This window comes from Pseudomonas sp. CIP-10 (assembly GCF_020911845.1).
GTDB classification, from domain to species: domain Bacteria; phylum Pseudomonadota; class Gammaproteobacteria; order Pseudomonadales; family Pseudomonadaceae; genus Aquipseudomonas; species Aquipseudomonas alloputida.
The window spans coordinates 598,849-610,909 of record NZ_CP087160.1; the positions used below are offsets into that span (position 1 = coordinate 598,849).

A 12,061-nucleotide genomic window follows, 5' to 3' on the forward strand; every position below is an offset into this window, starting at 1 on the left:
GCGCTTGAGCATCATACTTGAACCCGGGCAGATCGAAGCGTCGGCAGTCACGCCGCCATTTCTGCACCTGCCTGCCGCCAACCTGTTTGAACTGCGCGCCGCCCGCCTGGAGCAACTGGCTGAGGGCAACGCGCTTGGCGACTACCTGAGGTTGATTGCGCGGTTATGCCGCATCCAGCAGCAGCTTGTGGATAATCCGCCCGGCGGCATACCGGTGGCCGAGGCGCGTCAGCGCCTGTGCATGGACCATGGTTTGCCGCCGCTGGCGGCTGACAGCCTGGTGCGTGAAGGGCCATGGCTGGTCTGGTTGCAGGCACTGCTAGAGCACCTCAGCGGCGAAACCCGTGGCCCGATGGGTGAGGCCCTGCAGGTGCTACGAGGCAGTGATGACAATCAGCGCAAGGGCTGGGGCATTGCTTTGCTGGCAGGCCAGTACGATGGTGTGCCTGCAGCACTGGTGCCGTTTCTCGGTGCCGCGTTGCAGGCGGCCTGGTCCAGCTGGTTGCTGGCGCTGCCCGCACACCAGCTCAAGCCTGCCGGCAGCCTGGCCCAATGCCCGGCTTGTGGTTCGCCGGCGATGGCCGGGGTGGTGCGCAACCGTGGAAAGCACAACGGCTTGCGTTACCTGGCCTGTTCGTTGTGTGCCTGTGAGTGGCATGTGGTGCGGGTCAAGTGTGTGTACTGCGAGTCGAGCAAGGATTTGCGTTACACCAGCCTTGAGGATGATCGCCATGCGCCAGGCAAAGCGCCGCTGCGCGCGGAATGCTGCCCCGGGTGCGACAGCTACCTGAAGCAGAACTACCTGGAGAACGATGCGGCGGCCGAGCCGCTGGCCGATGATCTGGCCAGCCTGGCCCTGGATATACGTCTGGACGGGGAGGGCTTCCATCGCCTGGCGCCCAACCTGATGCTCGCGCCCGGTGGCGGGTGAGTGTCTACACTGAAAGATCGACTTGCCTTCTTCGCGGTCAAACCCCTGCCTACAGGTAATTGCGCCAACCCGCTGTACTTGTAGGAGCGGGTTCACCCGTGAATGGGCCAGCACAGACAACGGATCAGTCCAAGGTAGTACCGCATGTCCAACAGCCTTGCCAGCGACACCCCACGCCTGCCGTCCATCGATACCCTCCTTCGCCACCCGGCTTGCCTCCCTCTGATCGATCGCCACGGCCGTGACGCCGTGCTGAATACCCTGCGCCAGTTGCTCGACGACCTGCGCGAGCCCGCCCGTCATGGCGAACTCGGCAGCGCCGAACTGGCTCCGGAAATCCTCCTTGGCCGCAGCGGCGAACGCCTCGCCCTCCAGCAACGCAGCCAGGTTCGCCGCGTGTTCAATCTCACCGGGACCGTGCTGCACACCAACCTGGGCCGCGCCTTGCTACCGGAAGAAGCCATCGAGGCCATGCAGACCGCGGCTCGTTACCCGCTCAACCTGGAATTCGACCTGGCCACCGGCAAACGTGGCGACCGTGATGACCTGATCGAAGGCCTGATCCGCGAGCTGACCGGCGCCGAAGCCGTCACCGTAGTCAACAACAATGCCGCCGCCGTGCTGCTAGCGCTCAACAGCCTGGGCGCGCGCAAGGAAGGCATCATCTCTCGCGGCGAGCTGATCGAGATCGGTGGTGCCTTCCGCATTCCCGACATCATGGCCCGTGCCGGCGTGAAGCTGCACGAGGTTGGCACTACCAACCGTACTCACGCCCGCGACTACGAGGCCGCCATCGGCCCGCGCACTGGTCTGCTGATGCGGGTGCATTGCAGCAATTACAGCATCCAGGGCTTCACCACCCAGGTGCCTACTGCCGAGCTGGCACGTATCGCCCACCAACATCAACTGCCACTGCTTGAAGACCTGGGCAGCGGCAGCCTGCTCGACCTTACCCGCTGGGGCCTGCCCGCCGAACCCACGGTACGCCAGGCCCTGGCCGATGGTGCCGATATCGTCACCTTCAGTGGCGACAAGCTGCTGGGGGGGCCGCAAGCCGGGATCATTGTCGGCCACAAGGACTTGATCACCAGGATCAAGAAAAATCCGCTCAAGCGTGCCTTGCGCGTCGACAAGATCACCCTCGCTGCACTCGAAGCGGTGCTGGCGCTGTACCGTAACCCCGATCGCCTGGCCGAGCGCCTGCCCAGCCTGCGCCTGCTGACTCGCAGCCAAGCCGAGATCCAGGCCCAGGCCGAGCGCCTGGCGCCTGAGCTCCAGGCGCGCCTCGGCGAGCAATGGGCCATCCGTGTAGAGCCTGCGTTGGGCATGATCGGCAGTGGCAGCCAGCCGGTTGCGCGCTTGCCCAGTGCCGCGCTGTGCCTGCGCCCGCAAGTGTCGAAGAAGTTGCGCGGGCGCAGCCTGCATGTGCTGGAGCGCGCCCTGCGCGACCTGCCGGTGCCGGTGCTGGGCCGCATTGACGACGATGCCCTGTGGCTGGACCTGCGTCAGCTGGATGACGAAGCCCAGTGGCTGGCCCAGTTGCCAGCCCTGCAGCTGGGGCCGGTGCAGTGATCGTTGGTACCGCCGGCCACATCGACCACGGCAAGACCGCACTGCTGCTGGCGCTGACCGGCCAGGCCGGCGACCAGCGGCAAGAAGAGCGCGCCCGCGGCATGACCATCGACCTTGGCTACCGCTATGCGGCGCTGAGCGAAGGCGCGCCGCTGACCGGCTTCATCGATGTGCCGGGCCACGAGCGTTTTATCCACAACATGCTGGCCGGCGCCCATGGCATCGACCTGGTGTTGTTGGTAGTGGCGGCCGACGACGGTGTCATGCCACAGACCCGTGAACACCTGGCGATCATCGAGCTGCTGGGCATTCCCCAAGCGTTGGTGGCGATCAGCAAATGCGACCGGGTCGAGCCGTCGCGTCTGGCCGAGGTGCAGATGCAAGTCAGTGAACTGCTGGCGCCTGGGCCATATGCCGGTGCGCGGCAGTTTCCGCTGTCGAGCATCAGCGGGGAGGGCGTGGACGCGTTGCGTCAGGCCCTGCTGGAGGCCGAAGCAGGAACACGGCAGCGTAGTGTCTTCGGTGGTTTTCGCCTGGCCGTCGACCGTGCCTTTGCGGTTACCGGCGCCGGAGTGGTGGTCACCGGCACGGCACTGGCCGGGCGGGTCAGTGCGGGTGATACGTTGTTGCTGGGCAAGGCCGGCAAGGTGGTACGCGTGCGTGGCCTGCATGCACAGAACCAGGCCGCGTTGGTGGCAGAAGCAGGCCAACGGGTGGCGCTGAACATCGCTGCCGAGCGCCTGGCCGTGGAGCAGGTGCACCGGGGCGACTGGCTGGTGCCCGAATGGTTGCATGCGCCCAGTGTTCGGGTGGATATCGAGCTTAACCTGTTACCTGGCGAGAAGCGTGCTTTCGAACATTTCAGTGCTGTGCATGTGCACCTCGGCACCCAGGATGTAACGGCCCGGGTCGCCTTGCTCGAAGGCGAAAGCCTGGCTGCCGGCCAACGCATGTTTGCCCAGTTGTTGCTCAACGCGCCGTTGCAGGCCGTGCACGGTGACCGCCTGGTGCTGCGCGATCAGCGCGCCCAACGCACACTGGGCGGCGGCAAGGTGCTCGACCCGTTCGCCCCAAGCCGCCAACGCCGCAGCGATGACCGTCTGCAGCAGTTGCAGGTGCTGCGCGATGCAGCGGATCTGGAGCAGGCACTGCCAGCACTGCTTGCCAGTGCACCGGGCGGCATTAGCCCGCAGCGACTCGAGCGGCAGTTCAACCGCCTGCGGGAAACCTGGCAGTTACCGGATGATGTGCGGGTGGTGGCCACCCGGCAGGGCCAACTGCTGTTCGCCAACGCCCAATGGCAGGCGCTCAAGCAGCAGGTTCTGGAACAGCTGGCGCGCTTTCACGAGCAAGAGCCCGACCAGCTCGGCCCGGACCGCGATCGCCTGCGGCGCTTTGTAGCCTTGCCCCTGGAACGGCCGGCTTTCGTCAGCCTGCTGGATGAACTGCTCGACGACAGCGCCATCGCCAGCAGCGGGCCATGGCTGCATCTGCCCGACCACAAGGTGCAGTTGAGCGAAGCCGACAGTGCATTGTGGGCACGTCTACAGCCGAAGTTGATCGCAGGGCAATACGACCCACCTTGGGTCAGGACGCTGGCGGGTGAGGACAACCGTGCCGAAGCCGATGTGCGCCTGTTACTGCGCAAGTTGGCCCGGCTGGGCCTGGTGCATCAGGTGGTGCGCGACCTGTTCTATCCAGAGGCTACGCTGCAGCGCATGGCAGCGTTGATGCTGGGGCAGGCCAGCGAAACGCAGATAGTGCAGGTTGCCGCGTTTCGCGATATGTTGGGCATCGGTCGCAAGCGCAGTGTGCAGATTCTGGAATACTTCGACCGCATCGGTCTGACCCGGAGGGTGGCCGACCAGCGTCACATCCGCGCCGACAGCGCCCTGGCCCAACAGCAGGCCAGGCACTGAGTTCAAGGAAGGCAATCGCGCCCGGTGGCGCGGCCGGGCTTCAAACCCGGTTGGGGACGGCAGCCGTTCCCGGGCAGGTTCGACTCCCGCTGCCTTCCGCCATTTTTTCACCCTTTAGGGCCTCTTCGCGGGTGAACCCGCTCCTACACAGGAAACGCAATCGTCGTAGGCGCGGGTTTACCCGCGAAGAGGCCCTCAAAGGCGCTGATCAAGCCCGTTCGCCACACAGGTCCAGGACAAACCAGCGGTCCGCTGCGTCAGCATCCAACCCTGCGCCCAGTAGCGCCACCATCTTGCCCAGCGCTGCTTCACGGGTCATGCCACCGCCACTGACCAGGCCGGCCCCGCGCAAGCGGTTGCCCGCTGCATAGGTGTCGAACACCACCGAGCCTTCCGGGCACTGGCTGATAGCCGCCAGCATCACGCCGCGCTGGCGCGCTGTGCTCAGCACATTCAGCAGCGCCTGGTCATCCGATGGCCCGGTACCGCTGCCGTAGCACTCCAGCAGCAAACCCTGCACACCACTGTCTATCAAGGCCTGCAAATGCCCGGCCTGAAGCCCTGGGAATACTGGCACAACCGCCAGGTTGACCGGCTTGCGCGGCTGCTTGTAGCCCAGTTCGGCAGGGATCGTATCGGCCCGCTCAGCGTCACGGTGGCGTGGCAGCGCAGCAAAGGCATCGAACGCTTCGCTGCGTAGCTTCGACGCCCGACAGCCATGCAGCAGCTGACCGTGGAAGTACAACTGCACGCCATCTTCCAGGCCGTGTTCGAACTGGCGCAATGCGCCGCACAGGTTGTCCCAGGCATCGCTGTCCGGGGCACCTGCCGGCAGCATCGAGCCGGTCAGCACTACCGGTGCTGGCAGGCCCAGCAACAGGAACGACAACGCAGCAGCGCTGTAGGCCATGCTATCGGTACCGTGCAGCACCAACACGCCATCGTGGCCCGCGACATCCACCGCCGCGACGATGGCATCGCGCATCGCCAGCCAGTTGTGCTGTTGCATATTGGCGCTGTCGAGCAGCGGGTTCAGCTCGTGCAGTGTCCATTGCACCTGGGGTGCATTGGCCATCTGGGCAAAGTGTTCACGCATCCGCGCGTCAAAACCACCGGCCGGTGCCAGGCCTTCGGGGGTTTCGAGCATGCCGATGGTGCCACCGGTATAGAGAACGAGAAGATTCTTTACTGCGCGCATGGAAAGCATCCGTAGCGGTGAGCGGACAAAGAAAAGCCGCCCGCGGAAGGGGCGGCTGGGCAGGGGAGGATATCAGCGCTGTGTCTGAACTTGGCCGACTGCTTTGTCAGTGGCTGTTTCCACCTGCGGATTGGCAGGCCAGGCATTGCGGTCCAGGTCCAGGTCGGCAAACTTGGACGAGTCGAACACAGGCTGCTTTACACCGGCCTTGCGCTGGTCGTCATAGTCGCGCATGACTCGCAGGCCGACCTTGAACAGCAGGGCCAGGGCCACCAGGTTGACGAAGGCCAGGCAGGTCATGGTGATGTCGGCGAAGGCGAACACGGTCGACAGGTCTTGCATCGAACCCCACACGACCAGTGCCAGCACCAGGCCACGGAACACCATCAACACTGCGCGGTTACGGCTGAGGAATTGCAGGCTGTTCTCGCCGAGGTAGTAGTTGTAGAGGATGCAGGTGAAGACGAACAGCGACAGCGCCACGCTGACGAACACGCGCCCCCAGTCACCGACTACGGCGGCCAGCGAGTTCTGGGTCAGGACGATGCCGTCACCTTCGAAGCCCGGAGTGTAGAAGCCCGACAGCAGGATCAGCAAGGCGGTGCAGGTGCAGATCACGAAGGTGTCGAGGAACACGCTGAAAGCCTGGACCACGCCCTGCGCGCCCGGGTGTTTCACGGCAGCCACGGCAGCGACGTTCGGTGCACTGCCCAGGCCTGCTTCGTTGGCGAATACGCCACGTTTCACGCCCATGACGATGGCGCTGCCGAGCAGGCCGCCAAACGCCGGGTCGAGGCCGAAGGCGCTCTTGAAGATGGTTTCCAGCATGGCTGGCACGTGTTCGATCTGGGTGCCGATCACGTACAGGGTCACGCCGATGTAGGCCAGGGTCTTGACGGGTACCAGCAGGTCCGACACTGCCGCGATGCGCTTGATGCCGCCGATGAAGGTGATGGCCAGCAGTACGGCCAGCACAATACCGGTGTGGCTTGGGTCGAAGGCAAAGGCATTCTGCAGCGAGTGGGTGACGGTGTACGACTGCAGGCCGATGAAGGCGAAGCCGTAGGTGACCAGCAGCAAGATCGAGAACACGATGGCCATGCTCTTGCGCTTCAGCCCGTGCTGGATGTAGTAGGCCGGGCCGCCACGGTACAGGCCGTCGCCATCAGCGCGCTTGTACACCTGGGCCAGGGTGCACTCGAAGAAGCTGCTGGACATGCCCACCAGTGCGGTAACCCACATCCAGAACACGGCACCAGGGCCACCCAGGGTCACTGCGATACCGACACCGGCGATGTTGCCGGCGCCCACGCGGCCGGCCAGGCTCAGCATCAGGGCCTGGAAGGAGCTCAGCTGGCCTGCCTGGCCACGCAGCGATTCCTTGAACACGCTGAACATATGGGTGAAGTGGCGGAACTGGACGAACCGGGAGCGAATGGTGAAGTAGCTACCCAGCCCGACGATCAGCACGATGAGGAGTTTCCCCGAAAGGAAATCGTTGATTACTTCGAGCATTGGAAAATGACCTCGATTCTTATTCTTCGTGTGGAAAGACCAGCGGACGGCAGGCGCACCGCTATTCGTTGGGGCGCATGGTTGGCTATGACAAGAGTGGTTACAATTTCGCGGATTGCTCTGACTTGATGCGACTTGATGCTACAATGGCGTCATTCGCGTCACCCGGATTCCGCATATGAGCGATCACTTCGCTACAAACCTCAAACTTGCCTGCAGTCACTACCGCTCTATTTCCGAAGTTTGCCGCCAGCTGTCGATCAACCGCGCGCAGTTCAACAAGTACCTGAGCGGGCAAAGCCGTCCGACGGCTTTCAACCTGAAGCGTATCGGCGACTTCTTCGGTGTCGAGGATTACGAACTGAACCTGCCCGCCGAGCAGTTCGCCCGTCTGATCGGTGCGCGGGTATCGCCCCAGGCCCAGCAGCCCAGTGACCCGATCAGCGAGTTGTTCCGCCCGTTGCACGAACATGGCGGCAACCTTTCGCGCTATTGCGGTTACTACTTCGAGTACTCCAACTGCATGTCGGTGCCGGGCACGACCCTCGTGTCGCTGGTGCACCTGTGGGAAGAGCGCGGCCGTTTTTTGTTCGAGCGCCAGGAACGGCAGGAGCGCTCCAGCGCCACCGATCAGCATGCCGAGGTACGCTGCCGCTACCTGGGTGCGGCGTTCCAGCTGCAGGACCGGATGTTCCTCATCGACTACGAGTCGCTGACATTCAACGAAATGAGCCAGACCATCCTCATCCCCAGCTTCAAAAGCCGCATTACCCGGCTGAATGGCCTGAAGGCCGGCGTATCCAGCGGCGACCGGCGCAACCCGGCCTGTACCCGGGTGGTGTGGGAATACCTGGGCGAGGAGATCAATCGCATCAATGCGTATAGGCAGGTGAAACTGTACCGGCCGGATGATCCGCGCATAGATGACGATGTGCGTGAGCGGTTGAGTGTGGCGCCGTTGCGCAACGGTCTGTTCGAGATCGAGTAATGCTCAACGCCTCAAGCATTGTCGAGGATGAACGTTGCTACTGCGTCCGCAACCTGGTCCGCTATTGTTGGAGTACTGCGCAAATGAGCCGCGATGCCATGGTCGCAGTCGGTAAGAAACAGGCATTGCAAACGTGACGCTGAAACTGCTCGCATCAAGGCGAGGGTAACTTCTTCAGGAATCGGGCTATAGCGTTCAGTGCCAGCAAGCCACAGGTTGCCAGCGCTGGTGCCGGGGCCTTTGCCGAATCGCTGGGAGTTGAGCCCGTCGTACTCGCCGATCACCATCAATACTCTTCCTCGAAACTGGTTGAGGAAGGTGTAGCTATCGCTCTCCAGAAAACCGAAAGGCTTGTTGATGGCGGCAGTGAATGCCGGGCCGAACGGCGCCTGGTGGGCATCGTCTGGATAAACAGCAGGGCAGATCAATACGATGTTGTCCACTTGTGGCAACTGTGCTGCAAGCTTAAGCGTAATGGCCGCGCCAAGGCTGTGGCCAATGAGCGTTCGGCATCGAGGCGCGATATGCGCGTGGAAACGCTTTGCTTCATCAAGGTTCGTCGCCAGTGACGGCGCCGTTGCGCCTGGCTCGCTGGCGAGGCTATGACCTGACAGATTGCCAGTGAGTGAACCAATGCCTGCGGTTTGCAGGCGATAAAGCAGAGGGTTGAGCCGGGTAAAGTCGGAACGCGCGCCCCCCAAAACGAATGCGGGGGCTGCGCGCTCGATATCAGGTACCAGCAATCGCGCCTGTTGCTGGTAGTTTTCAAAGACTTCATTGATGAACAGCTCTTTGCCCGGAGCGGGCTCGTCAAACTGCCACTTCACGCGCTGCGGGGAAGCCTTTTGAATGTGCATGGTGCTCTCTAGAAGAACTGGTTGAGCCATTCGCCGAGCGGGTTGCCGGTATCGAGCAGCAGTTTGAGTGCCATGATGCAGCAGACACTGACCAGCAGCGGTTTTATGAGGCGCGAGCCGAAGCGCACTGCGCAGCGAGCCCCCAATTGTGCGCCCAGAAAGGCGGCGAGCGCCATTGCCAGCGCCAGCGGCCAGATGATCGCCCCGCTGAGAGAAAAAACTGACAATGCGCCCAGGTTACAGGCCGCGTTCAAAAGCTTGCTGGACAAACGTCAAGTCGATTTCGATTATGGAGTATTTTTCTGTGCTCAACCACGGACCAGCAGCGGGTCTTCAGTGAGCACCTTTCTCGAGTTGATCGGCGAATATACGAGCACTGAAGTGCCACTCCTTTAGCCTCCGCTCCACCCAAATCAGCAAGGGTTTGGCTTGCAAAGGCTATGGCTTGGCTTTGCTCTGGGTAGAAATCCAGGTAGGCAGCTTCCGAATGAAGCATTGAACGTTCCTTGTCGTTTTTAGGTGAAACTCCCTGGCTGGCAAGTGGGGAGTCGACTATTCAATGCAGTTATGCCGAGACGTGGTAGTCAGCCCATTCCTCGTATGTCGTAGGAGATTTCTGTCTGTGGCGGTATTGAGCAGTGAAACGGTGGAATCACCCCCCTGTGGCATCGAACGGGTCCGGTGTTGGACTTCCCGGGCAGGAAACCGCAAAATGACTCTTTTTTCTCATCAACCTCTCCGGATCTGCTGACTCTATGCGTATGCGCCTAATGCTGTTGGGTGGTGGCAATGCCCTCGGGCAAGCGCTGATTCGTCTTGGGGCCGAGGAGGACATCGCATTCCTGGCACCGCGCCCGCCCGAGAACGGCTGGGCGCCCTCAAGCCTCACTCAGCTGCTCGATGACCATCGCCCCGACGCGCTGGTCAACCTGGCCTATTACTTCGACTGGTTCCAGGCCGAGTCGGTCAGCGAGCAGCGCCTGGCTCAACAGGAGCGGGCGGTGGAGCGGTTGGCAGAGCTGTGCCAGCACCATCAGATCACCTTGGTGCAGCCCTCCAGCTACCGTGTGTTCGATGGTTCGCGGGCCACGGCCTATAGCGAAAAGGACGAGCCAGTGCCGCTGGGCTTGCGTGGCCAGGCCCTATGGCGCATAGAGCAGAGCGTGCGTGCGGCCTGCCCGCAGCATGTGTTGCTGCGCTTTGGCTGGTTGCTGGACGAGAGCATCGATGGCGCGTTGGGCCGCTTCCTGACCCGTGCCGAGCAACCACAGGAACTGCTGCTGGCCGATGATCGACGTGGCAACCCGACGCCGGTTGATGATGCCGCCCGAGTGATCCTGTCGGTGCTCAAGCAACTGGATTGCAAAGCGCCGCTGTGGGGCACCTACCATTACGCCGGCAATGAGGCGACCACGCCGCTGGCGCTGGGCCAGGCGATCCTCGCCGAGGCCGGTCAATACCGCCAGCTGGCCGTTCAGGCCCCCACGCCGCAGGCCCATGCCGCGCGCCCGGATGCCAGCGAAGAGCCACAGCACGCGGTACTGGCCTGCAAGAAAATCCTTCATACCTTCGGTATCAAGCCGCGTGCCTGGCGCGCTGGTTTGCCACCTCTACTGGACCGGTTCTACCGCCATGGCTGACGCCCCCATCCTGATCACCGGCGGTGCCGGCTTCATTGGCTCCCACCTGTGCGATGCGTTGTTGGACAAAGGCTACGCCGTACGCATTCTCGACGACTTCTCCACCGGCCGGCGAAGCAATCTGCAGGTCGACCACCCACGGCTGGAACTGATCGAAGGTGATGTTGCCGATGCAGGGCTGGTCACTCAGGCTGCGGCTGGCTGCCGTGCTGTGGTGCATCTGGCGGCGGTAGCGTCGGTTCAGGCCTCGGTCGAAGACCCGGTGCGTACCCACCAGAGTAACTTCATCGGTACCCTCAACGTTTGCGAAGCCATGCGCGTGCATGGCGTGCGCCGGGTGCTCTTCGCCTCCAGCGCAGCGGTGTACGGCAACAATGGTGAAGGGGAGTCGATTTCCGAAGACACGCCCAAGGCGCCGTTGACCCCTTATGCCGTGGACAAGCTGGCCAGTGAGCAGTACCTGGACTTCTACCGTCGCCAGCATGGTCTGGAGCCGGTGGTGTTTCGCTTCTTCAATATCTTCGGGCCACGGCAGGACCCTTCCTCACCGTATTCCGGGGTGATCAGCATCTTCTGCGAGCGCGCTGTGCAGGGCTTGCCGATTACAGTGTTCGGTGACGGCGAGCAGACCCGTGACTTCCTTTACGTGGGCGACCTGGTGCAGGTGATGGTGCAGGCACTGGAGCAGCCGCAGGTCGAGGAGGGGGCGGTGAATATCGGGCTGAACCAGGCGACCTCACTGAACCAGTTGCTGGCTGCGCTGGAGAAGGTTGTTGGGAGCTTGCCAGCGATCAGCTATGCGGCGGCGCGATCGGGTGATATCCGCCATTCGCGAGCGGATAACCAGCGGTTGTTGGCGCGGTTCAAATTTGCGCAGGTAACGCCGATGGTTGAAGGCCTGACAAAGCTTCTCGGTAAAGGCTGAGCCCCGCGGGGCTGCTCAGCAGCCCTGACATCACCCATGCCGCACCCTTCTGCGCTGGCAATCTTCGGGATGTAAGACCCGCCCATCCTGGCCACGGACCTGCAATATTTCAAGCGCCTGCCCCGTCACGCCGTCCACCAGTTCCGAACGCGCTTCTCCCGCCTCGAACAGAAACCGCTCCCCCCACTGCCTCAAACCAACCACCACTGGAAACACCGACCGCCCTTTGTCGGTCAGCACATATTCTTTATAGGCACTGCCATCCGACGCCGGCTGTGTCATCAGCAACCCACTTTCCACCAACAGCTTTAGCCGCGAGGTGAGGATGTTCTTCGCCAGCCCCAGGTTCTTCTGAAATTCACTGAAACGCCGTAGGCCGTCAAAGGCATCGCGCAGGATCATCAGCGCCCAACGGTCACCCAGCACCTCCAGAGCGCGGGCCACGGGGCACTGCGCATTGTTTTCATCGAGCATGGGGCAAGCCTGTCTTGATTACCTGGTTGCAGATTAAAACCA

Annotated in this window: 10 protein-coding genes, 1 tRNA gene and 1 pseudogene; 7 read left to right on the forward strand and 5 right to left on the reverse strand. The window is 62.6% G+C overall.

The genetic code is table 11. The features are described 5' to 3' along the window. The first annotated feature begins 4 nt into the window (after nucleotides 1–4). From fdhE to LMH93_RS02725, 4 genes are all read left to right on the forward strand, one after another. Complete coding sequence (fdhE, locus tag LMH93_RS02710) at nucleotides 5–931, forward strand: formate dehydrogenase accessory protein FdhE (protein WP_033726056.1); 927 nt, start codon at nucleotides 5–7, stop codon at nucleotides 929–931. A 144-nt stretch (nucleotides 932–1,075) separates the two neighbouring features. After that, nucleotides 1,076–2,503, forward strand: a complete 1,428-nt coding sequence (gene selA / locus LMH93_RS02715) for an L-seryl-tRNA(Sec) selenium transferase (protein ID WP_019750300.1) — start codon at nucleotides 1,076–1,078, stop codon at nucleotides 2,501–2,503. After that, complete coding sequence (gene selB / locus LMH93_RS02720) at nucleotides 2,500–4,422, forward strand: selenocysteine-specific translation elongation factor (protein WP_230064810.1); 1,923 nt, start codon at nucleotides 2,500–2,502, stop codon at nucleotides 4,420–4,422. The genes selA and selB overlap by 4 nt, the downstream gene beginning before the upstream one ends. A gap of 6 nt (nucleotides 4,423–4,428) precedes the next feature. Next, nucleotides 4,429–4,524: transfer RNA gene (locus tag LMH93_RS02725), tRNA-Sec, on the forward strand. A gap of 106 nt (nucleotides 4,525–4,630) precedes the next feature. Here the strand turns inward: LMH93_RS02725 and LMH93_RS02730 are convergent. Both LMH93_RS02730 and LMH93_RS02735 read right to left on the reverse strand, forming a co-directional pair. Beyond that, nucleotides 4,631–5,629: an asparaginase gene (locus LMH93_RS02730; protein WP_081384650.1), complete on the reverse strand. Its 999-nt coding sequence runs from the start codon at nucleotides 5,627–5,629 to the stop codon at nucleotides 4,631–4,633. 63 nt (nucleotides 5,630–5,692) lie between these two features. Further along, on the reverse strand, nucleotides 5,693–7,135 hold the full coding sequence (locus tag LMH93_RS02735) for an alanine/glycine:cation symporter family protein (protein WP_060538757.1): 1,443 nt from the start codon (nucleotides 7,133–7,135) through the stop codon (nucleotides 5,693–5,695). A 178-nt stretch (nucleotides 7,136–7,313) separates the two neighbouring features. On the opposite strand from LMH93_RS02735, the gene LMH93_RS02740 reads away from it, so the two are divergent. Further along, nucleotides 7,314–8,123 (forward strand): helix-turn-helix domain-containing protein, encoded by an 810-nt coding sequence (locus LMH93_RS02740; RefSeq protein WP_003255426.1) that lies wholly within the window; start codon nucleotides 7,314–7,316, stop codon nucleotides 8,121–8,123. A gap of 11 nt (nucleotides 8,124–8,134) precedes the next feature. On the opposite strand, the gene LMH93_RS02745 is transcribed toward LMH93_RS02740, so the two are convergent. Then, nucleotides 8,135–8,980 carry an alpha/beta hydrolase gene (locus LMH93_RS02745; protein ID WP_047605323.1) on the reverse strand — a complete coding sequence of 282 codons (846 nt, stop codon included), beginning with the start codon at nucleotides 8,978–8,980 and terminating at the stop codon, nucleotides 8,135–8,137. Between the two features lie 8 nt (nucleotides 8,981–8,988). After that, nucleotides 8,989–9,246: pseudogene (locus LMH93_RS02750) on the reverse strand (TSUP family transporter); the annotation flags it as partial. Nucleotides 9,247–9,735: 489 nt separating this feature from the next. Between LMH93_RS02750 and LMH93_RS02755 the strand changes: the two are divergent. Continuing rightward, nucleotides 9,736–10,620 carry a sugar nucleotide-binding protein gene (locus LMH93_RS02755; protein ID WP_230064811.1) on the forward strand — a complete coding sequence of 295 codons (885 nt, stop codon included), beginning with the start codon at nucleotides 9,736–9,738 and terminating at the stop codon, nucleotides 10,618–10,620. Beyond that, entirely contained in the window at nucleotides 10,613–11,545 is a 933-nt protein-coding gene (locus LMH93_RS02760; protein ID WP_003255418.1) for an NAD-dependent epimerase/dehydratase family protein, read from the forward strand. The genes LMH93_RS02755 and LMH93_RS02760 overlap by 8 nt, the downstream gene beginning before the upstream one ends. Nucleotides 11,546–11,575: 30 nt before the next feature. Here LMH93_RS02760 and LMH93_RS02765 read toward each other — a convergent pair whose 3' ends face one another. Continuing rightward, entirely contained in the window at nucleotides 11,576–12,019 is a 444-nt protein-coding gene (locus LMH93_RS02765) for a winged helix-turn-helix transcriptional regulator (RefSeq protein WP_010951791.1), read from the reverse strand. Between the last annotated feature and the right edge of the window lie 42 nt (nucleotides 12,020–12,061).